The 21683-nt window shown below is 74.0% G+C and carries 16 protein-coding genes and 1 pseudogene; 11 read left to right on the top strand and 6 right to left on the bottom strand.

Annotation, left to right across the window (positions count from 1 at the left end; all coding sequences use genetic code 11):
- Positions 1-259: pseudogene (locus tag DMH08_RS21165) on the bottom strand (class I SAM-dependent methyltransferase); the annotation flags it as partial.
- Between the two features lie 138 nt (positions 260-397).
- Positions 398-559, bottom strand: a complete 162-nt coding sequence (locus DMH08_RS41085) for a hypothetical protein (protein WP_169528828.1) — start codon at positions 557-559, stop codon at positions 398-400.
- A 105-nt stretch (positions 560-664) separates the two neighbouring features.
- Here DMH08_RS41085 and DMH08_RS21170 point away from each other — a divergent pair, with 105 nt between their 5' ends.
- From DMH08_RS21170 to DMH08_RS21185, 4 genes are all read left to right on the top strand, one after another.
- The gene (locus DMH08_RS21170; protein WP_233617717.1) at positions 665-1063 is read left to right on the top strand and encodes a hypothetical protein; all 399 of its coding nucleotides are present in this window, start codon (positions 665-667) and stop codon (positions 1061-1063) included.
- A gap of 58 nt (positions 1064-1121) precedes the next feature.
- On the top strand, positions 1122-3149 hold the full coding sequence (locus DMH08_RS21175) for an MFS transporter (RefSeq protein WP_125617232.1): 2028 nt from the start codon (positions 1122-1124) through the stop codon (positions 3147-3149).
- Positions 3150-3248: 99 nt separating this feature from the next.
- Complete coding sequence (locus DMH08_RS21180; protein WP_026402655.1) at positions 3249-4382, top strand: acetyl-CoA C-acetyltransferase; 1134 nt, start codon at positions 3249-3251, stop codon at positions 4380-4382.
- Positions 4383-4539: 157 nt separating this feature from the next.
- Positions 4540-5334 carry an enoyl-CoA hydratase/isomerase family protein gene (locus DMH08_RS21185; RefSeq protein ID WP_125617234.1) on the top strand — a complete coding sequence of 265 codons (795 nt, stop codon included), beginning with the start codon at positions 4540-4542 and terminating at the stop codon, positions 5332-5334.
- Between the two features lie 16 nt (positions 5335-5350).
- Here the strand turns inward: DMH08_RS21185 and DMH08_RS21190 are convergent, their stop codons facing one another.
- Positions 5351-6112 (bottom strand): IclR family transcriptional regulator, encoded by a 762-nt coding sequence (locus DMH08_RS21190; protein ID WP_125617236.1) that lies wholly within the window; start codon positions 6110-6112, stop codon positions 5351-5353.
- A 174-nt stretch (positions 6113-6286) separates the two neighbouring features.
- Here DMH08_RS21190 and DMH08_RS21195 point away from each other — a divergent pair, with 174 nt between their 5' ends.
- Positions 6287-8245, top strand: a complete 1959-nt coding sequence (locus DMH08_RS21195; protein WP_125617238.1) for an acyl-CoA dehydrogenase family protein — start codon at positions 6287-6289, stop codon at positions 8243-8245.
- A 135-nt stretch (positions 8246-8380) separates the two neighbouring features.
- Positions 8381-9202 (top strand): class I SAM-dependent methyltransferase, encoded by an 822-nt coding sequence (locus DMH08_RS21200; RefSeq protein ID WP_084550262.1) that lies wholly within the window; start codon positions 8381-8383, stop codon positions 9200-9202.
- A gap of 30 nt (positions 9203-9232) precedes the next feature.
- Here DMH08_RS21200 and DMH08_RS42665 read toward each other — a convergent pair whose 3' ends face one another.
- From DMH08_RS42665 to DMH08_RS21215, 3 genes are read right to left on the bottom strand one after another with little or no spacing between them, the layout of a single operon-like run.
- On the bottom strand, positions 9233-12127 hold the full coding sequence (locus tag DMH08_RS42665; RefSeq protein WP_325052936.1) for a helix-turn-helix transcriptional regulator: 2895 nt from the start codon (positions 12125-12127) through the stop codon (positions 9233-9235).
- Between the two features lie 43 nt (positions 12128-12170).
- Positions 12171-13190 carry a CaiB/BaiF CoA transferase family protein gene (locus tag DMH08_RS21210; protein ID WP_158642365.1) on the bottom strand — a complete coding sequence of 340 codons (1020 nt, stop codon included), beginning with the start codon at positions 13188-13190 and terminating at the stop codon, positions 12171-12173.
- Between the two features lie 36 nt (positions 13191-13226).
- Positions 13227-13664: a nuclear transport factor 2 family protein gene (locus tag DMH08_RS21215; RefSeq protein ID WP_158642366.1), complete on the bottom strand. Its 438-nt coding sequence runs from the start codon at positions 13662-13664 to the stop codon at positions 13227-13229.
- A 112-nt stretch (positions 13665-13776) separates the two neighbouring features.
- Here DMH08_RS21215 and DMH08_RS21220 point away from each other — a divergent pair, with 112 nt between their 5' ends.
- From DMH08_RS21220 to DMH08_RS21240, 5 genes are all read left to right on the top strand, one after another.
- A complete protein-coding gene (locus tag DMH08_RS21220; RefSeq protein WP_125617243.1) occupies positions 13777-14382 on the top strand; it encodes a TetR/AcrR family transcriptional regulator in 606 nt (201 codons plus the stop codon).
- 98 nt (positions 14383-14480) lie between these two features.
- Positions 14481-16211, top strand: coding sequence for a protein kinase domain-containing protein (locus DMH08_RS21225; protein ID WP_199747925.1), 1731 nt, complete (start codon positions 14481-14483; stop codon positions 16209-16211).
- Positions 16212-16224: 13 nt separating this feature from the next.
- Positions 16225-16959 (top strand): SDR family NAD(P)-dependent oxidoreductase, encoded by a 735-nt coding sequence (locus tag DMH08_RS21230; RefSeq protein WP_125617267.1) that lies wholly within the window; start codon positions 16225-16227, stop codon positions 16957-16959.
- 186 nt (positions 16960-17145) lie between these two features.
- Positions 17146-18060, top strand: a complete 915-nt coding sequence (locus tag DMH08_RS21235; RefSeq protein ID WP_267898562.1) for a LysR substrate-binding domain-containing protein — start codon at positions 17146-17148, stop codon at positions 18058-18060.
- 171 nt (positions 18061-18231) lie between these two features.
- Positions 18232-21681, top strand: a complete 3450-nt coding sequence (locus DMH08_RS21240) for a bifunctional glycosyltransferase/CDP-glycerol:glycerophosphate glycerophosphotransferase (RefSeq protein WP_125617250.1) — start codon at positions 18232-18234, stop codon at positions 21679-21681.
- Positions 21682-21683: the final 2 nt, after the last annotated feature.

The raw sequence follows: 21683 nt of genomic DNA on the forward strand, positions 1-21683 counted from the left end.
ACGAGCGGCGGGCGGACGAGGTCGTCGCTGTTCCAGCCGGACCGCATCCGCTCGGGACGGGCCCGGTGCGGAACGCGCGGCCGTCGCGGGCGGCGTCCACGGCGGTGAGGCGGCGGACGCGGGGCGCGAGCAGGGCGGGCAGCGGTCCGCGGCCCCGCGCGACGTCCAGGCAGACGTCGCCCGGCTGCGGGTCGACGAAGTCCAGCAGCCGTTTGAGGTGCGGGGCGATCTCGGGGACGACGGTCGCCGGATGCGGCACTGCGGGTCTCCCTCGGTCCGGCCATGCCGCACGGGGTACCGGTCGCGGGCATGCCGCGACCGGCGGTGCGGCCGGTTTCGTCAGGTATGACTCGCCGCCCGGCCGGTAAGTTCGGACGTCGGGGAAAGAATCTGCGCGTCAATCCGGGAGCTGGGTCCCGTACAGGGTGAGCGCCACCAGGACGAACACGGTGATCACGGCGATCCGGGTGGGCATGGGCAGGCGCATCTTCACCGCCGCCCAGCGGATCGCGAACGAGACGAGCAGGGCCGTCACGATGAGGGCGATGATGCCTGTCATGGTCACCTTCCACCGGGGGAGTGCCGCCTCCCTAGAACGATAGACGTGTAAGTAGCGGGTTACCCGGGAGTCGGGGCGCGGGATCGGCCCGCTACCCTCGCGGTTGTGGCAGATGTGAATGAAGTTGACGAGCGGGACAAGATCGACGAGCTGATGGTGCAGCTCGCGCGGGGTCGGGTGGCGCTGGGCGTCGCCGCGTTCGCCGCGCCCGGGCTGACCGTCCGGGCGATGGGGATGGGGCGCGGCGCGGACGGCGGCCGCGACTTCGTCACCCGGATGTTCGCCGCCCGCGAGATCGCGCTCGGCGCCGGCTACCTGCTGAGCGGGGAGGAGGGCCGGAAGCTGTGGGCGCGGCTCGGGCTCGGCGTGGACTCCCTCGACGTGGTGACGGGGCTGAGCGGCCGCAAGCGCGTGCCGCTGTGGGCGGCGGCGGGCGCGCTGGCGGTGTCCGGGAGCGCGGCGGCGCTGGGTGCGGCGAAGGTGGCGCGGGACGTGCTGCGGTGACGTGATCCCGCCGGGCTCGTGGGTAGGCCCCTGACGTCACGGACGGGCAGGGGGACGCATGACGGCGGCGCGGGACGAACCGGCCGAACCGGCCATGCCGGCGGGCAGGGAGCTGTACGCCGTGCTGGGCGCGCTCATGCTGGCGCTGCTGCTGGCGGCCCTCGACCAGACGATCGTGTCGACCGCGCTGCCGACGATCGTCAGCGATCTCGGCGGGCTGAACCACCTGTCGTGGGTGGTGACGGCGTACCTGCTGGCCGCGACGGCGTCCACGCCGCTGTGGGGCAAGCTCGGCGACCAGTACGGCCGCAAGCGGCTGTTCCAGACGTCGATCGTCGTCTTCCTGATCGGGTCGGCGCTGTGCGGCATCGCGCAGGGGATGACCGAGCTGATCCTGTTCCGGGCGCTGCAGGGGCTCGGCGGCGGCGGGCTGATGGTGCTGGCCATCGCGATCGTCGGGGAGGTCGTGCCGCCCCGCGAGCGGGGCCGGTACCAGGGGCTGTTCGGCGCGGTGTTCGGCGTGTCGAGCGTGTGCGGGCCGCTGCTCGGCGGCTGGTTCGTCGACAACCTGTCGTGGCGGTGGGTGTTCTACGTCAACCTGCCGATCGGCGTCGTGGCGCTCGCGGTGATCGCGGTGGTGCTGCGCGCGCACGGCGAGCGGGAGCGCCACCGCATCGACTACGCCGGGACGCTGCTGATCGTCGGCTGGGCGGTCGGCCTGGTGCTGGTGACGACCTGGGGCGGGACGACCTACGACTGGGTCTCCCCGCAGATCATCGGGCTCGCCGGGGCGTCGGCGGTGCTGATCGCGGTCTGGGTGCTGGTGGAGCGGCGCGCGGCGGAGCCGGTCCTGCCGCCGAAGCTCCTGGCCCACCCGGTGTTCGCGATCGGGTCGGCGGTCGGGTTCGTCGTGGGGTTCGCGATGTTCGGCGCGCTCACGTACCTGCCGATCTTCCTGCAGATCGTGCACGGCGTGTCGCCCACGCTGTCGGGCGTGTACCTGCTGCCGATGATGCTCGGGATGCTGGTGACCTCGATCGGGTCCGGCCAGATCGTCAGCCGGACCGGCCGGTACAAGGTCTTCCCGGTGCTCGGCACGCCGATCATCGCGGTCGCGCTGTACCTGCTGTCGCAGCTGGACGAGACGTCCTCGACGCTCGCGATGAGCCTGCGGTTCGCGCTGCTCGGGCTGGGGCTCGGGATGGTCCTGCAGATCCTCGTGATCGCCGTGCAGAACGCCGTCCCGTACGGGGACCTGGGCGCGGCGACGTCCGGCGTCACGTTCTTCCGGCAGATCGGCGGCTCGTTCGGGGTCGCCGTGTTCGGCGCGGTGTTCAGCAACACGCTCGCGAGCAACGTCGACGCGATCGCCCGGGACCTGCCGCCGGGCTTCGACCCGGGCGCCGTCCAGGGCGACCCGACGCTGCTCGACCGGTTCCCCGCGCAGGTCAGGAACGAGGTGCTGCACGCGTACGCCGACTCCATCGACACCGTGTTCTTCTGGGCGGTCCCGGTGGCCGCGGTGGGGTTCCTGCTGGCCCTGTTCCTGCGGGAGACGCCGCTGCGCGAGACGTCCCGGACGCGCGACTACGGCGAGGGGTTCGGCGCGGCGCCGACCGTCCGGTCGTCCCGGCACGAGATGGAGCGGTGCCTGAGCGAGCTGATGCGCCGCGACCCGCGCGCCCGGGACCTGTACGCGCGGCTGGGCGCCCTCGCCGGGGTGGACCTCCCGGCGGGCAGCCTGTGGGCGCTGTGCCGGATCGCCAAGGACGGGACGGTCCGCGGCGAGGACCTCGCGGCCCGTGCGGGCGTGCCGGTGGAGACCGGGCGCCCGTTCGTCGACCGTCTCGTCGGCGACGGCCTCGTGGAGCGCCGCGACGGTGTGCTGGCGATCACGCACGCGGGGCGGGACGTCGCCGAGCGGCTGTTCGCCGCGCGCCGCGAGGGGCTGGCCGCGCACGTGGACGGCTGGGCCCCCGAGGAGCATCCCGAGCTCGCGGACGTCCTGACCCGCCTCGCCCGCGCGTCGCTCGGCGACGACGCCGACGGCGGGACGATGCGCGGCGCGACCGCCGCCGCCGGGTAACCCCCGTCACATGCCGTTGCGCCATCGGCCCTGTAATCTCATACTGACTGACCGAATCACACTCGGTTTCGGGACGGAACCCAGACAGTTGGAGGCGTAGTGGCCGAGGCGTACATCGTCGGCGCGGTCCGTACCCCCGTCGGCACCAAGAAGGGCGCTCTCAAGGACGTGCACCCCGCCGACCTCGGGGCGCACGTGCTCAAGGAGCTCGTCGACCGCACCGGGGCCGACCCGTCCGCGGTGGAAGACGTGATCATGGGCTGCGTCATGCAGGTCGGTCCGCAGGCGCTCGACATCGCGCGCACCGCGTGGCTGTCGGCGGGCCTGCCGGAGAGCGTGCCCGGCGTGACCATCGACCGGCAGTGCGGGTCCTCGCAGCAGGCGATCCACTTCGCCGCCCAGGGCGTCATGTCCGGCACCCAGGACCTGGTCGTCGCCGCCGGCGTCGAGCAGATGGCGAAGGTCCCGATGGGCTCCAGCATCGTCAAGGGGATGGACTTCCCCTACGGCGAGGGCTGGGCCGAGCGGTACGGCATGCAGGAGATCTCCCAGTTCCGCGGCGCCGAGCTCATGGCCGAGAAGTGGGACCTCAGCCGCGAGGACCTGGAGAAGTTCGCGCTGGAGAGCCACCAGCGCGCCGCCAAGGCGATCGAGGCCGGCTACTTCGACCGGGAGATCGCCCCCATCGCGGGCCTCGGCAAGGACGAGGGCGCCCGCCCCGACACCACCCTCGAGAAGATGGGCGAGCTGAAGCTGCTGCGGGAGGGCGGCCGCATCACCGCCGCCGTCGCGTCGCAGATCTCCATCGGCTCGTCCGCCGTCATGATCGCGTCCGAGGCCGCCGTCAAGCGGTACAACCTCACCCCGCGCGCCCGCATCCACACCCTCGCCGTCACCGGCTCGGACCCGGTCTACATGCTGACCGGCCCGATCCCGGCGACCGAGAAGGCCCTCGACCGCGCCGGCCTCAAGATCGACGACATCGACGTCTTCGAGGTCAACGAGGCGTTCGCCCCGGTCCCGCTGGCGTGGGCGCGCGACACCGGCGCGTCCCTGGAGAAGACCAACCCCAACGGCGGCGCCATCGCGCTCGGCCACCCGCTGGGCGCCACCGGCGGCGTCCTGATGACCAAGCTGCTGCACGAGCTGGAGCGCACCGGCGGCCGCTACGGCCTGCAGACGATGTGCGAGGGCGGCGGCCAGGCCAACGCCACCATCATCGAGCGCCTCTGATCCGCGGATCGGCGGCCTGACGGCACGCCACCTGCGTGCGGCCCCGACTCCTCGCCCGACGGCGCGGAGCCGGGGCCGCACGCGCTTCCGGGCGTCCGGGGACGGGTGGGATCCTCGGTGCGTCGGAGTCGTAGTCGGTGCGGACGGTGAGGCGGACATGGACGAGACGGTGCTGTACACGGTCGGCGAGCGGGTCGCGCGGATCACGCTGAACCGGCCGGACGCGCGGAACGCGCTCAGCGACCGGATGATCGACGGGCTGCTCGACGCGTTCGAGCGGGCGAAGCACGACGACGACGTCCGCGTGATCGTCCTGACGGGCGCGGGGGACCGGGCGTTCTGCGCGGGCGCGGACCTCGGCGGGCTCGGCGCGCAGCAGGCGGACGGACGGTCCGTGGCGGACCCCGCGGCGATCCGGGAGAGCGCGCCGTTCCGGCTGTTCACCGCGTTTCCGAAGCTCGGCAAGCCGATCATCGCGCGGCTGGCGGGGCACGCGGTGGCGGGCGGGCTCGGGCTCGCGGCGGCGTGCGACCTGGTGGTCGCGGCGGACGACGTGAAGCTGGCGACGCCCGAGGTGAACGTGGGCCTCTGGCCGTTGATGATCATGGCGATCATCAACCGGAACGTCGTCCCGAAGCAGGCGTTCAAGCTGTACTACACGGGTGTTCGCATCACCGCGGCGGAGGGCAGGGAGATCGGCCTCGTCACCGAGGTGGTGCCGCGGGACGAGCTGGACGCGCGGGTGGACGACCTGGCGCGGACGATCGCGGCGAAGAGCCCGCTCGGGCTGCGCCGGGGCCGCGACGCGTTCTTCGCGATCGAGGGCCGCCCGCTGGAGGACCAGGTGGAGCACCTGCTGGGCGAGCTGGTGCGGCTCGCGGGCAGCGAGGACGCCCGGGAGGGCGTCGCGGCGTTCCTGGAGAACCGCGCCCCCGACTTCCGCGGCCGCTGAGGGGGCCGCGGGCCCGTCAGGGCACCGGCAGGGTGATCGTCCGCTGGAGGCGGGCGGCGGTCGCCTTCATCCGGTCGGCGGCGCGCTCGATCTTGGGCAGCTTCGCGGGGCGGCAGGAGAGCGCGAGGGCCGCGCGGACGGTGCCGGTCGCGTCGGTGACCGGGACCGCGACGCACCCGGTGCCGAGCGCGTACTCCTCGCGGTCGATGGACAGGCCGGTGGACGAGCGCAGCGTGCGGAGCAGCCGGTGCGGCTCGGTGATCGTGTAAGGGGTGAGGTCGGCGAGCCGGTGCCGGTCGAGGTAGTCGCGGCGGCGGTCCTCGTCGAGCTGGGCGATCAGGCACTTGCCGAGCGCGGTGGCGTGCGGGGCCTCGTCGAAGCCCACCCAGACGTCGACGCGGGGCGTGCGGGGGCCGTCGACGATGTCGATGAGCCGGATCTCGCCGTCGACGTGCATGGCGAAGTACGCCGCGGCGCCGAGCTCGTCCCGCAGCGCGACGAGGGCGGGGCGGATGCGGGCGAGGAGCTGCTGCGCCCGGCTCTTGCCGTGCAGGCTCGCGACGCGCTCGCCCAGCACCCAGACGCCGTCCGACAGCCGGGTGGCGTAGCCCTCGTGCGCGAGGGTGCGCAGCAGGTGGTAGGTGGTGGCGAGGGGCAGACCGGCCTCGCGGGCGAGCTGCTTGGCGGGCGCCCCGCCGGGGTGCGACGACACCGCCTCCATCAGATGCAGAGCACGCTGCACCGAGGCGATGAGTGTGGGTCCGCGTGTCTCGTCCATCACGCAAAGCGAACCCTGCCCGCCGAGGCCGGTCAAGGGCTTTGCCGAGACCCGTCAAGGAAGATCGCGCGGCGCCGCGCCGAGGGCCGCGGCGACCTGCGGAAAGGGAGTACTCCGGCCGGATCCGGGGAGTGAGCACCCAAGGGGACGGACGGGTCAGGTCGAGGAGCCGGCATGAGTCAGCCGATGCGCACGGACGAGCACGTCGACGAGCGGACCGCGCGGAAGGCGGCGGAGGAGGCGCGGGAGGCGGAATGGCGGCTGCCGAGCTTCGGCAGGCGGCTGTTCCTCGGCGAGTTCCGGCTCGACCTCGTGCATCCGCATCCGCGTCCCGGCGCGGACGACAGGGCGCGGGGCGACGCGTTCCTGGCGAAGCTCACGGAGTTCTGCGCGAACGAGGTCGATCCGGCGCGGATCGAGCGGGACGCCCGCATCCCGGACGAGACGCTGCGGGGCCTGCGCGACCTCGGGGCGTTCGGGATGAAGGTCCCCGAGCGGTACGGCGGGCTCGGGCTCGGCCAGTTCCACTACGGGCGCGCGCTGATGGTCGCGGGGTCGGTGAGCCCGGCGATCGGGGCGCTGCTGTCGGCGCACCAGTCGATCGGCGTCCCGCAGCCGGTGGCGATGTTCGGGACGGACGAGCAGAAGGAGGCGTGGCTGCCGCGCTGCGCGACGCGGATCACGGCGTTCCTGCTGACCGAGCCCGACGTCGGCTCGGACCCGGCGCGGCTGCGGGCGACGGCCGTCCCGGACGGGGACGACTACGTCCTCAACGGCGTGAAGCTGTGGACGACGAACGGCGTCGTGGCGGACCTCGTCGTGGTGATGGCGCGGGTCCCGGAGTCGGACGGGCACCGGGGCGGGATCTCCGCGTTCGTCGTCGACATGGACACTCCCGGCATCACGGTCGAGAACCGGAACGCGTTCATGGGGCTGCGCGGCATCGAGAACGGCGTGACGCGCTTCCACGACGTGCGCGTCCCGAAGGCGAACATGATCGGGAAGGAGGGCGCCGGGCTGAAGATCGCGCTGGCGACCCTCAACACCGGACGGCTGTCGCTGCCGGCGATGTGCGCGGCGAACGGCAAGTGGGCGGTGAAGATCGCCCGGGAGTGGTCGGCGGAGCGGGTGCAGTGGGGCCGCCCGGTGGGGCGGCACGAGGCGGTCGCCCGCAAGGTGGCGTTCATCGCGGCGACGGCGTACGCGATGGAGGCCGTGCACGACCTGTCGGCCCGGCTGGCGGACGACGCGCGCAACGACATCCGGATCGAGGCGGCGCTCGCGAAGCTGTGGTCGTCGGAGATGGCGTGCCGGGTGGCGGACGAGCTGGTGCAGGTGCGCGGCGGCCGCGGCTACGAGACGGCCGCGTCGCTCGCGGCGCGCGGCGAGCGGGGCGTCCCGGCCGAGCAGATGCTCCGCGACGTGCGCATCAACCGGATCTTCGAGGGCTCCAGCGAGATCATGCACCTGCTGATCGCGCGGGAGGCGGTCGACGCGCACCTGTCGGTGGCCGGCGACATCATCGACCCCGACGCGTCGGCGGGGGACAAGGCGCGGGCGGCGGCGCGGGCCGGCGGGTTCTACGCGCGCTGGCTGCCGACGCTCGTCACGGGCCCGGGGCGGCGGCCCGGCTCGTACGCGGAGTTCGGCCCGCTCGCCAAGCACCTGCGGTACGTGGAGCGCGCGTCCCGCAAGCTGGCCCGGTCGGTCTTCTACGCGGCGGGCCGGTGGCAGGGCGGCCTGGAACGCAAGCAGGGCTTCCTCGGGCGAATGGTCGACATCGGCGCCGAACTGTACGCGATGAGCGCCGTCTGTGTGCGCGCGCACGCCGACGCGTCCGGCAAGGGGCCGCTGCAGGACGGCGGCGCGAACGCGAACGGGCGCGGCCCCGGCAAGTCGGCGCTCCTGCTCGCGGACGCCTTCTGCAAGCAGTCCCGGGTGCGGGTGGAGGGGCTGTTCGACGGATTGTGGCGCAACACGGACGCACCGGACGTGCGGCTCGCGCGGGCCGTGCTCGACGGCGCGTTCACGTGGGTCGAGGAAGGCGTCCTCGACCCGTCCATCCCGGGGCCGTGGATCGCCCCGTCCGAGCCGGGCCCCAGCGGCGCCGAGTCTGTCCACCGGCACGTCTAGGACGCGCGGCCACGCTTGGTGTCGATACACTGACCGGAATTCGCGCCCGAGATCAGGCCCTCCCGTTGCGGAGCAGGTCCCAGGATCCGGCGAAACGACAGCCGTTACGGCGAACGCACCCAGCGAGCGGGAAGTATGCAGCAACCTGGTCAGAAGAAGTCCATTGCCGGAACCCTCCTCAACCTGATCGGCAGCGGCCCGAAGCGGTCGCCCGCGGCGCCGCCGCCGGCACGGGACGGCGACGTCGTCCAGCCCGCCGCCGGCGAGGGGGCGCTGGAGAACCACCTCGGCGGGGATGAGGCCCGCAACTACCGCAAGTACGAGTACGACACCGTCGCGCCGCACGTGGGCCGCTCCATGCTGGAGGTGGGGTCCGGGCTCGGGCACTTCTCCGAGCAGTTCGCGGGCCGGCTCGACTACCTCGTCGTCAGCGACAACGACCCCTACTGCGTCGGTGAGCTGCGCAAGCGCTACGAGGGCAACGACGACGTCGAGGTCATCGACCTGGCGCTGCCGGCCGACATCGAGATCCGGCAGAAGGTCGACACCGTCGTGATGATGAACGTCCTGGAGCACATCAAGGACGACGTCCAGGCGCTGCGCGACCTCGCCGCCGTGACCCTCCCCGGCGGCCGGATCGTCATCTGGGTCCCCGGGTACATGCAGCTCTACGGCGACTTCGACCGCAAGGTCGGGCACGTCACCCGGTACACCCCGACGACGCTGGAGAAGTCGGTGCGCGAGGCGGGGCTCGTCCCCGAGGTCCTCAAGCCGATCAACTTCCTCGGCGGCATCGCCTGGTGGTTCGCGGTGCGGCGCGGCGGCGCCGGCTACCCCGACCCCCGGCTGGTGAAGATCTACGACCGGACGGTCGTGCCGTTCACCCGCACGATCGAGCGGTTCGTCAAGCCGCCGTTCGGGCAGACGGTGCTCTGCGTGGCGCGCGTCCCCGAGTAGCCGCCGCCCCCGAGAGCCGTCCCGGAGCCGTCACCGCGCCGCGCCGGCCTCCCGGAACAGGGAGAGCCGGTGCGCGGTCGCGGCGGCCTCGCCGCGGCTGGCGACGCCGAGCTTGCCGAGGATGTTCGAGACGTGCACGCTCGCCGTCTTCGCGGAGATGAACAGCGCCTCGGCGATGTCGCGGTTGCTGCGGCCCTCGGCGACGAGCCGCAGCACCTCGAACTCGCGGGGCGTCAGCCCGAGCGGCGCCGTCCCGGCGCGCTGCGGGCTCCGGGTGCGGCGCCGCAGGTCGGCGATGCGCCCGGCGAGCGCCTCGGCGCGCAGCCCGGCGGCGAGGTCCGCGGCCGTGCCCAGCCGGTCGGACGCCGCGTCGTGGTCGCCCGCGGACAGCGCGGCCTCGGCCGCCCGCAGCAGCGCGCCCGCGCGCGGGAACGGTTCGCCGATCCGCTCCCACGCGGCGGCGGCGCCGTCCCACGCGGCCGGATCGAGGACGCCGCGGGCGCGGGCCAGCTCGGCGTCGAACGTCAGCCGGTGCGCCTGCTGCAGCCGGCCGCGGACCGGCAGCGCCGCCGCGCGCTCCTCGATGCGCGCGAGGTCGCCGTCGGCGTCCGGGCCGGCCTCGGCGCAGGCGGTGGCGCCCAGCACCAGCACCGGCCACGCGTACCGCGCGTCGTCCGGCAGGCCCGGCCGCTCCAGCACCCCGCGGACGGCGTCCAGCGCGGCGGCCGGGTCGCCGTCGGCCAGCGCGAGCCGCGTCCGGAGCCGCTGGGTGGAGAAGTAGTCCTGTGTCTTCAGCCACGCCGCCTGCACGTTCACCACCTGGCTCGCGCGCTCCAGCAGCTCCCGCGCGTTCTCCGGCTCGCCGCGGAACAGCGCGATCTCGCCCGACATGACGAGCAGCCCCGTGCGGGTCGTGGCGGACGGCTCCTGCGCCATCGCCTGCTCCATCACGGTGACCGCCTCGTCCCACCGGCCGAGGGAGAGGAGCGGCTCCGCCTCGTTGATGCACAGGAACGTCCCGTCGGTGCGGGCGAGCCCGAACCGGCTGGCGGTCTCCTTCCCGAGCCGCGCGACCTCCGCGGCCTCCTCGTGCAGCCCGGCGCCCTCCAGGAAGTGCGACCGGAGCACCGCGTGCCGCATCAGCGCGGCGTGGTCGCCGCTGCGGGCCGTGACCTCGGCGATCTCGTCGAGCATCGAGCCGTCGCCGTAGTCGATGTCGGTGCAGAACAGCGTGCACAGCGCGTGCGACTCCGCCGCCGGGTCGCGCAGCTCCCGCGCGATCGCGTACGCCTCGGCCGCCGCGGCCCGCGATTCGTCGATGTTCGTCGTGAAGCGCATGTAGGTCGCGAGCGTGGACAGGACGCGGGCGCGCAGCACGGTGCGCCGGCCGGACCGCAGCGCCTCCGCGGCGGCCCGGACGTCCTCGATGAACCCGGTGCGGGCCGTCTGGTACCGCATCCGGCCCCGCAGCGCGAGCAGCTCCGCCCGCCGCTCCCGGACGTCCGGGTCGTCGTCCCCGTCGCCGATCTCGCGCAGCGCCGCGGACACCAGCTTGATGCCCTTCTCGTACTCGCCCGCCAGGTCGGCGGTCCGCGCGGCCGTCTCGAGGACCCGCACCAGGTCGGCGCCGATGCGCTCGGACGCGTCCGGGACCAGCTCCCACAGCTCCATCACGCGCGACAGCATCGCCAGGCACTCCGCGTACGCGAGCGCCTTGCGCGCGAACCCCGCCGCCCGCCACGACGCGACGAGCGCCCAGACGGCGTTGTGCGCGGACTTCCAGTGGTGGCTCAGCTCCACCCACAGCCGCCCGTCCGGCACCAGCGCCGGATCGTTCTCCAGCGCCTCCGCGTACCGGGTGTGCAGCCGCGTGTGCTCGCCGGGCAGCAGGTCGTCGTGGACGGCCTCGCGGATCAGCGCGTGCCGGAACGCGTAGCCGTCCCCGTCGACGACGAGGACGTTCGCGGCGACCGCCGGGCGCAGCGTGCGGGTCAGCGCGGCGTCGTCCAGCCCGGACACCGCCGCGAGCAGCGCGTGCTCGATGCGGGTGCCGCCGCCGCTGGCGTCCCGCAGCACCTCCTGCGTCTCCTCCGGCAGCCGCTGCACCCCCGCCAGCAGCAGGTCGCGCAGCGACTCGGGCAGCTCGGACGCCAGCGTGCCGTCGTCGTCGAGCAGCGCCTCGATGAACAGCGGGTTGCCCTCGCTGCGCTCGACGATCCGCTCCACCAGCCCCGCCGGCGGCTCGTCGCCCAGCAGCGCGGTGACCAGCGCGGCCGTCTCCGTGCGGGTCAGCCGCGCGGGGTCCAGCCGGCGCACCCGCTCGGCCCGCTCCAGTCCCGCGAGCAGCGTCCGCAGCGGGTGCCCGCGGGTCAGCGCGTCCGTCCGGTAGGTCACCACGATGAGGACGGGCGCGGTGCCGAGGTTGCGGGTCAGGAAGGCGAGCAGGTCGCGGGTGGAACGGTCCGCCCAGTGGGCGTCCTCGATGACGAGCACGACCGGGGTGCGCTCCGCGAGCCGCTCCAGCAGCGTCAGCACCAGCTCGAACAGCCGGGCCCGCTCCTCGCCGGACGCCTCGTCCCGCTCGGGCTCGCCGAACTCGGGCAGCAGCCGGGCCAGCGCGCCGGTGTCGCCGCGCGGCACCAGCCCCGCGACCCCGTCGATGCCGATGTCGCGGACGAGCCCGCGCAGCACGGTGGTGAACGGCGCGAACGGCAGGCCGTCCGAGCCCAGCTCCAGGCACCCGCCGACCAGCACCCGCGCCCGGTCGGCCACGCACCCGGCGAACTCCCGGATCAGCCGCGTCTTGCCGAGGCCGGCCTCCCCGCCGACGAGCACCGCCCCGGGCGCCGTGGCGAGAGCGTCCTCCAGCCGGCGCAACTCGTCCGTCCGCCCGACCAGGACCGGGCTCATCGCGCGCGTGCTCACGCGCTCCAGCATGCCAAACACATCGGACGAATCCGTACGGATTTCACTTCGTGAGACGCCAGCCCTCGCCGCGGTGCTCGTCCAGTTCCGGAACCCGTCCCGGCGGCGGGCCCGCGTGGTTCGCCGTCCGGACCGGCCCGTCCCCGATCCCGCGGGCCCGGAAGTGCTCGTGCGCGAGCATCTCGGCGCGGGTGAGGACGGGCGCGACCGGCGCGCCCTCCGCCGACAGCCGCGCCACCGCCTCGTCCCGCGTGAGTCCCGCGACGGCGTCCGCGACCGCCCCGTCGAGCTCCTCCAGCCGCTCGAACCGCTGCAGGAACGGGACGTCCGCGTGCCGTTCGAGCCCGAGGGCCCGGCACGTCGCGGCCCACAGGCGGTCCTCGGAGACGACGCCGAGCGTGATCGTCCGCCCGTCCTTGGTGGGGTAGACGCCGTAGCCCGGGACGGGCGCGTCGGCGCCGGACATGTCGGGCGACGTCTCGACCCAGTCGGCGAGCACGTCGGCCATCCCGAGGTCGATCCGCTCGCCGACGCCGGTCTCCCGCGCCTTCAGCACGGCGGCGGTGACCGCGAACGCCGCCATCGTCGCGGCGGCCATGTCGGCGACGGCCAGTTCGGCGCCCGCCGACGTCGCGTCCCGCGCCAGCGCCCCCGCGTAGGCGCGGTAGTTGACGTCGTGCCCCGGCACGTCGGCCAGCGGGCCCTCCGCCCCGTACCCGGAGACCGAGCAGTACACGAGCGCGGGCGCGGCCTCCCGCAGCCGCGCGTACCCGACGCCGAGCCGGTCGGCGACGCCCGGCCGGAACCCCTCGACGAACACTTCCGCGTCCCGCGCGAGCTCCAGGCACCGCGCCAGCCCGCCCGCGCTCTTCAGGTCCAGCTCGACGCTCCGCTTGTGCCGGTTCAGGACGTCGAAGTGGTCGCGGAACGCGCGCATCGGCTCCCCGCCCGGGGGCTCGACCTTGACGACGTCCGCGCCGAGCCGTCCGAGGAGCTGCGTCGCGTACGGCCCCGGCCGCCACATCGACAGATCCAGCACCCGCAGGCCGTCCAGCAGTCCCATGCCCCGCAGCATACGCAAGCGGGCGCTTGTTCGGTATCAGCGGCCGGGCGGCCCGCCGAACCGGCTGCGGACCAGCCGGGGCCAGGAGGAGGGGCGGCGCAGGCCGGTGAGCAGCACGGGAAGCGGGTCCGAGAACGACCGGCGCGCCCGGATCGTCCCGCCGGCGACGGTGAACCGGTCGCACACCGCGAACTCGACCGGCCCGCGCCCGAGGGACGCCCGGCACAGCGACTCGATGTAGACGGTGTCGTCCGCGACCGCCTCCCGGACGACGGTGAGGCGCAGGTCGGGGAAGAGGGCGAAGAGCCGCCGGAACATGCCCTCGACCTCGGCGGGGCCGCGCGCGTCCGCGAACATCGGCTGGACGAACGTCGCCTCGGCGTGCACGAGCGGGCGGAAGTGGTCGAGGAAGCCCTCCGGCTTCGGCAGCGCCCACCCGGCGGCGAAGACCGCGGGAAAGTCGCCGGGCGTCACCGGGCGCCCGCCGGGAAGCCGCCGGGCCGGTCCGGACGGTCGGTGACGCTCCCCGGATTTCTGACTGCTGGTCGAAAACTGACTCATAGTCGGAAACTGTATCTTGGTGGGCATGACCGTCAAGAGCCGGCGGGCGGAGAACCGCGAACTCACCAGGAACGCGGTGCTGAACGCCGCCGCGCGGCTGTTCGCCGACCGGGGCTTCACGGCCGCCACGATCGACGACGTCGCCCGCGCCGCCCGCGTCGCCAAGGGCTCGGTCTACTACCACTTCACCGACAAGGCGCACCTGTTCGAGGCCGTCTTCCGCGACCGCCAGGAGCGCCTCGTGCGGGACGTCACGGCGGCGGCCGTGCGGCACCCGGACCCGTGGCCGCGCCTGACCGCCGCGCTGGACGCCTACCTCGACGGAACCGTCACCGACGCCGCGCACCGCTCCCTGCTCCAGCAGGCGCCCGCGGCCCTGGGCGCCGACCGCTGCCGCCGCCTGGACGAGGAGATGGGCCTGCCCGCCCTCCAGACCCTCCTCGACGACCTCGCCGCCGCCGGCGAACTCGTCCCCGCCCCCACCCCGATGCTCACCCGCCTCCTGTTCAGCGCCCTCTGCGAGGCCGCCATGGCCGCGGGCGCCGCACCGGACGCCGTCCAGGCCCGCGCCGAGGCCGGCGCGGCCCTCGCCGCGATCACGGCCGGCCTGCACCGCACCCCCGCTCCGTAGCGCCGGACGCCGGGTCCGCGAGTCGTACAGACGCGGGCGTTCGCCAGATAGGGGAAAGCCCTTCTCCGGCGTGGGGCGGGCGCACTAGGTTCGTGATCGTGAGCTGGGACGGCGAAGGCGTGCTGGCGGGCCGGTACCGGAGGCTGGACCGCATCGGGCGCGGCGGCATGGGCTCGGTGTGGCGCGCGCACGACATCGACCTCGACCGGGAGGTCGCGGTCAAGGAACTGTGGGTGCCCGAGCAGGTCGGCGAGCAGGAACGGGCCGTCTGGTACGCGCGGATGGAGCGGGAGGCGCGGGCCGCCGCCCGGCTGCGGCATCCGGGCATCGTCACGGTGTACGACCGGGTGCGGGGCGACGACGGCCGCCCGTGGATCGTCATGGAGCTGGTGCGCGGCCGTTCACTGGACCGGGTGCTCGCCGAGGACGGCGCCCTGCCCGTCCAGCGGGTCGCCGAGATCGGGCTGGCGATGCTGGACGCCCTGACGGCGGCCCACGCGAAGGGCGTCGTCCACCGCGACGTGAAACCGGCCAACGTGCTGCTGGAGGGCGAGCGCGTCCTGCTCACCGACTTCGGTATCGCGGCGGTCGAGGGCGACGCCACCCTCACCCGCACGGGCGCGATCCTGGGGACGCCCGCGTACATGTCCCCGGAGCAGGTCGAGGGCGGGGACGTCGCCCCCGCGTCGGACCTGTGGTCGCTCGGCGCCACCCTGTACGCGGCCGTGGGTGGGTGCGGTGGCGCTGATGTTCGCGTTCGCGGGCCTGAACCGGCTGCTGGAGGCGCGCATCCCGGTCATGGGCGCGCGTCACATGATGTTCAGGGCGATCGTGATCGTCGAGAGCCTGGCCATGCTGGCGTGGCCGGGGCTGCTCCTCACCGCGACGGGCACGGCACTCCATCCCTCCCACGACCAGACGGCCGACTCGCTCTTCGGGGGCTCGCTCGCGATCGTGTACCTGGTCTTCGTCCTCTCCCAGCGGAACGCGGGGGCGAACCCGGACCGGTGACCCGCACCCGGCTGTCGGGCGACCATGGGCCTATGGCAAACGTCCACTCCGTGTTGGCGGACGACACCGGCCCGTGCGAGGTCGTGGTGCGGGTGGCGCACGCCCGGCTGCGCCCGTACGTCGTCGGGTACTCGGGGTTCCGCGCGGCCGCGCCGCCGGGGCCGCTGCGGCGGCGGGTGCTGCCGCTCAACCTCGCCGCACTGATCATCGACTTCGACGGCCCGTGCTCGGCGGTCACCGGCCCGCGCGGGACGCCGCTGGTGTCGGGCGCGGCGGCGTGGCGGCGCGGGGTGACGGTCGGGCTCACCCCGGCGGGCGTCGCGGCGCTGTGCGACCTCCCGATCCGCGACCTGGTGGGGACGGTCGCCGCGCCCGCCGACGTGTTCGGCCCCCGGGTGTCGCGGCTCGCGGACCGGCTCGCGGAGGCGCCCGGGTGGGACGCGCGGTTCGACGTCCTCGACGAGCGGCTGGCGGCGTGGCTCGCGCCGTCGCGGGCCCGGCCGGACGAGCTCGTCCTGCGGGCGTGGTGGCGGCTGCAGGCGCACGCCGGGACGGTGGGCGGGACGGCGCGCGAGCTGGGTGTCGGCCTCCGGCACCTCCAGGCGGGCTTCCGGCGGCACATCGGGGTGCCGCCGAAGACGGTCGCGCGCATCGGCCGGTTCCAGCGCGCCGTGCAGGTGCTCGGCGACCCGGCGGCCGCGGTCGCGTGCGGGTACGCCGACCAGCCGCACTTCAGCCGGGACGTGCGGGCGATGAGCGGGCTCACGCCGACCGAACTGTTCGCGTTCGTTCAAGACGGGCGGGCGTCCGCGGGCTAGCGTCCGGGCCGTGATGCTCAAGGACAGGACGCTCAAGGACAGGACGGCCCTCGTCACCGGGGGTTCGCGCGGCATCGGCCGGGCCGTCGTCGCGCGCCTCGCGGCGGACGGCGCGCGCGTGGTGTTCGGCTACCGGGAGGACGAGGAGGCCGCGGCGGCGCTCGTCCGGCAGCTCGGCGGGCGGGCCGTCGCGGTGCGCGCCGACCAGGAGGACCCCGGGACGATCGACGCGCTGTTCGAGCCGGTCGGGGAGCGGCTCGACATCCTCGTGAACAACGCGGCGATCAATCCGCACCGGCCGATCGCCGAGACGTCCGGCGCGGATTTCGACCGCGTCATGACGGTGAACGCCAAGTACCCGCTGCTCGCCATGCGGCGCGCCGAACCGCTGATGCCGGACGGGGGCCGGATCGTCAACGTGTCGACGCTCAACACGGTGGTGCCCGCGCCCGGGCACGCCCTGTACTCGGCGAGCAAGGCGGCGCTGGAGCAGCTCACGGCCGTCGCCGCCCGCGAGTTCGGCCCGCGCGGCATCACCGTGAACGCGGTCTCGCCCGGCACGACCGACACCGACCTGTTCCGGGAGACGAACCCGCAAGGCACCACCGAGCAGGTCGCGGCGTTCACCGCGCTCGGCCGCATCGGACGTCCGGACGACATCGCGAACGTCGTCGCGTTCCTCGCGGGCCCGGACGCCGCCTGGATCACCGGCCAGAACCTGCGCGCGACCGGCGGCCTGCTGGTCTGAAAGGGCGGCCGTGGTCCCCCGATCGACCACGGCCACCATGTCGTTCGATGTCCGGACGGGCCCGCCGGGTTCGCGTCCGCGCGATATTTCTGCGTTCGCGCGGCGGAGTCCACTGGGACGGGCGGGGCGTGCGGGGCCTGTCAAGGGCTCGGGTAAGTTCATCGCGTGGGGATCGGTCGGCCTACGGTGGCGCAGCTCAGGGCGTTTGTGGCGCTTGCCGAGCATCTGCATTTCCGGGATGCGGCGGCGGCATTGCGGATGAGTCAGCCCGCGCTGTCGGGGGCGGTGGCCGCGCTGGAGGAGACGCTCGGCACCCGGTTGGTGGAGCGGACGACGCGGAAGGTGATGCTGACGCCCGCGGGGGAGCGGGTCGCGCGGCGCGCCGAGTTCGTGCTCGCGGAGCTGGACCGGCTGGTCGAGGACGTCAAGGCGGTGCGGGGGCCGCTGGTCGGGCCGCTGCGGGTCGGGGTCATCCCGACCGTCGCCCCCTACCTGCTGCCCGTGGTGCTGCCTCGGCTGGCGAAGGACTTCCCCGAGCTGGAGCTGTCGGTGCACGAGGAGCAGACCGACCAGATCGTGGCGGAGCTGCTGGCGGGACGGCTCGACGTGGTGGTGATGGCGCTGCCGTCGCCGGTGGCGGGGGTGCGCGAGGTTCCGCTGTACGACGAGGACTTCGTGCTCGTCGCCCCCGTGTCGCAGGACGTCGAAGCGCCGAGCGAGGGCGTCGCGCGGGAGATCCTGGGCGAGCTGGACGTGCTGCTGCTCAACGAGGGGCACTGCCTGCGGGACCAGGCGATGGACGTCTGCCGGGAGGTCGGGGCGCGGGCCGTGGCGGCCACGTACGCGACGAGCCTGGCCACGCTGGTGCAGCTCGTGTCGGGCGGGCTGGGCGTGACGCTGGTGCCGGAGTCGGCGCTGCCGGTGGAGACGCGGCGGGCACCGAACCTGGCGCTGCACCGGTTCCGGGACCCGGCGCCGTTCCGGCGGATCGGGCTGGGGTACCGGGCGACGTCGCCGCGGGCGGCGGAGTTCGAGGCGCTCGCGGAGAGCGTGCGGGCGGCGATCGAGGACGGTACGCCCGGGTTCCGGACGTCCGGCTGATCGCCGGGCGAGGGTCACGGGTTCGCCAAGGACGGGCCAGGTCGGGTCAAGTCTGCGTCAGGTGACGGCCTTGTGATGGCGATGCGTGTTCGGTTCGTCGCGTCCCGTCACCATCCTCGGTGAGGCGAGGTTTCCCGCTGGCTGCCCCGCGCATCCCGACCTGGAGGCCGCATGTCCCCGAAGTTGAGCGTCGTCGTCCCGTTCCACAACACCGAGGAGTACCTGCGGGAGTGCCTGGAGTCGCTGGCCGGGCAGTCGTTCCGCGACCTCGAAGTGATCATGGTGGACGACGGGTCCACCGACAACGGCGCGGTGATCGCCAAGGAGATGTGCGAGCGGGACGGGCGGTTCCGGCTGGTCGCGCGCGAGCAGGAGGGCCCGGGGCCCGCGCGGAACGCGGGCGTCCGGCAGGCGAAGGGGAAGTACCTCGCGTTCGCCGACGCCGACGACGTCGTCGCGCCGGACGCGTACCTGCGGCTGGTCGGGGCGCTGGAGCGGTCGGGGTCGGACCTGGCGTGCGGGAACGTCGAGAGGACGGACGGGGAGCGCACGTGGCGGTCGGTATTGCACGACGGCGTGTTCGCGGAGCGGAAGCTGTCGACGCACGTGTCCGCCCGGCCGCTTCTGATCCGCGACCGGACGCCCTGGAACAAGGTGTACCGGCGCGAGTTCTGGGATGGCGCCGCCCTTGAGTTTCCTGAAGGTTTCTACGAGGATCCGCCTGTGACGGTCCGGGCGCACGCCCTGGCCAAGGCCGTTGACGTTCTCCCGGACACCGTTTACCTGTGGCGTAAGCGGCAGGGCTCCATCACCGAGGACCGTTACGACTGGGACAACATCTCCCAGCGGATGCGGTCCGCGCGGTCGCTGCGGGACGGCCTCGCTTCGTGCGCGCCGCAGCTCCTCAACGCCTACGACGAGCACGCGCTGGTCGACGTCGAGTTGCGGGTGCTGTTCGAGGCCCTCCCCAAGACGGACGACGACCGCCGCGCGGAGCTCGTCGAGATGGGCGGCGCGCTGGCCGAGCGGATCGCGCCGAAGGTGCTGAAGCGGCTCCCGGCGATGTCGCGGCTGCAACTGCACCTGCTGGCGCACCGGATGCTGCCGGAGCTGGAGGAGGTGCTGCGCTTCGTCGCGCTCGGCGGGCCGGGGAGCGCGCCGCGGGTGCGGCGGGGGCTGCGGCACCGGTGGTTCGCCGAGTACCCGTTCTTCGAGGACGAGGCGCGGGGCCTGCCCGCGCACCTGTACGACGTCACCGACGAGCTGGCGCCCGTCGCCGCGATCGACCGCGCGACGTGGGTCGACGGGCGGCTCCGGCTGGAGGGGCACGCGTTCATCCGGCACCTGGACTCCTCGACCGTGGAGGGCTCGCGGATCCGGCTGTGGCTGCTCGCCGCGAACCGGCGCGGGCTGCTGAAGGTCCCGGTCCGGCGGGTGCGGCGCCCGGACGTGACGGCGCGGTCGCGGGAGTCGGAGGTGTCCTACGACTGGTCCGGGTTCGTCGCCGAGATCGAGCCGTCCCAGCTGCGGATCTTCGGCCGGTGGCGCGACATCGACTGGATCCCGTGCGTGGAGATCGTCAGCCGGGGCGTCCGGCGGCGCCGCACGTTCGCGAACCCGGCGCAGACGCGGCGGCTGTGGCCGGACGACCTGGAGTGCGTGCCCGGCGTGCGGGTGCAGGGCGTCGCGGGCAAGCACCGGTTCGTCGTCCAGGTGCGGCGGACGCCCGCGGCGATCACCGGGTGCCGCGCGGCGGGCGGCGAACTGGTGCTGGACGGCTGGAGCCACGAGCCGTTCGGCGAGGACGCGCGGGTCACCGCGACCGCGAGGGGCACCCGGGAGACGGTGGCGGGCGTGCTGGACGCCGGGCGGGACGGCCGCGGGTTCCGCGTCCGGCTGCCGATCGGCGAGCTCGCCGGACGCCCGGGGGACTGGGACGTCGCGCTGCCGGGCGGCGCCCGGCCGCACGTCACGCGGCAGGCGGCGGGCGCGGCGTTCGGGGTGCCGGGCGGCGAGCTGGAGATCGCGCGGACGCGGCGGAGCGCGCTGCGGATCGTGGTCCGCGAACCGGTGCCGGTGGTCGAGCGGGTGACGTGGGCGCCCGACGGCGTCGTCACCCTGCACGGCGGCTGCCCGGACCCGGCGGGCCGCGCGGACGCGCTGGTGCTGCGGCGGCGGCGGTCGTGCGAGGAGCACCGGGTGCCGCTGCGCTGGGAGGACGGCCGGTTCACCGCGTCGTTCGCGCCGGCCCGGATGCCGCTGCTGGGGCTGTCGCGCCCGCTGGTCCCGGGGCGCTGGGACGTCCTCGTGGAGGCCGGCGACGGCGAACGGGCCGTGGTCGTCCGCCGGCACGCCCTGCGCGACCTGCCCGACCCGCACGAGACGGGCCTGCACCGGGTGACCGTCCGCGCGGTCAGGACCGACCGGCTGCAGTTCCGCGTGGAGACCGCGCTGGACGAGGACGAGCGCGGCGAGTACGCGCAGCGGCGGTTGCGGTCCGGGCACTACCGCCGCCACCTGAACCTGCCCGCGCGGGAGCTCGCGGTGTTCGACGCCTACCGGGGACGCCAGTACTCCTGCAATCCGCGCGGCATCTACGACGAGCTGCGCCGCAGGGGCACCGACGTCGAGTGCGTCTGGGTGACGGCGAACGGCCAGTTCGGACGGCCCCCGGGTGCGCGCGTCGTCCTGTCGGGGACACGCGAGTACTACGAGGCGCTGGCGCGCGCGCGGTACATCTTCGGGAACTGGTCCCAGCAGCCGTGGTTCGTCAAGCGCGAGGACCAGACGTACGTGCAGTGCTGGCACGGCACGCCGCTGAAGAAACTGGGTTACGACGTCAAGGAGATGCCGTTCAAGCGGACCGAGGGCGTCGACTGGATGGAGCACGACGTCCCGCGCTGGGATCTGCTGCTGTCGCAGAACGAGTTCTCCGTGCCGCTGTTCCGGCGCGCGTTCGGGTACGACGGCGAGGTCCTGGAAAGCGGCTATCCGCGCAACGACATCCTGAGCAGCCCGCACCGGGACGACATCGCGGCGGCCGTCCGGCGCCGGCTCGGCATCCCGAAGGGCAAGCGCGTCGTCCTGTACGCGCCGACCTGGCGGGACGACTTCCACCTCGCCGTCGGCAAGCGCGCGTTCCGCCTGGAGTTCGACGTGGACCGCTTCCGGCGGGCCCTGGGGCGCGACCACGTGCTGCTGCTCCGCACCCACTACCTGGTGACGGACCGCCCGAAGTGGACGCCGGGCGACTGCGTCATCGACGTCTCGGTGTACCCGGACATCTCCGAGCTGTACCTGATCAGCGACGTCCTCGTCACCGACTACTCGTCGTCCATGTTCGACTTCGCCGTCACCGGCCGCCCGATGGCGTTCTTCACCTACGACCTGGAGCGGTACCGCGACCACGTGCGCGGCTTCTACTTCGACTTCGAGGCGGAGGCCCCCGGGCCGCTGCTGCCCACCGCGCAGGACGTCGTGGACGCCCTCGGCGAGCCGGCCGCGCTGGACGCCGGGTACCGGGCCGCCCGCGCCGCGTTCGCCGCCCGGTACTGCCCGCACGACGACGGCCGCGCCGCCTCCCGGGTCCTCGACCGCGTCCTCAGCAAGCCCGCCCACTGAAC

The organism is Actinomadura sp. WAC 06369 (assembly GCF_003947565.1).
Lineage (GTDB): Bacteria > Actinomycetota > Actinomycetes > Streptosporangiales > Streptosporangiaceae > Spirillospora > Spirillospora rifamycini.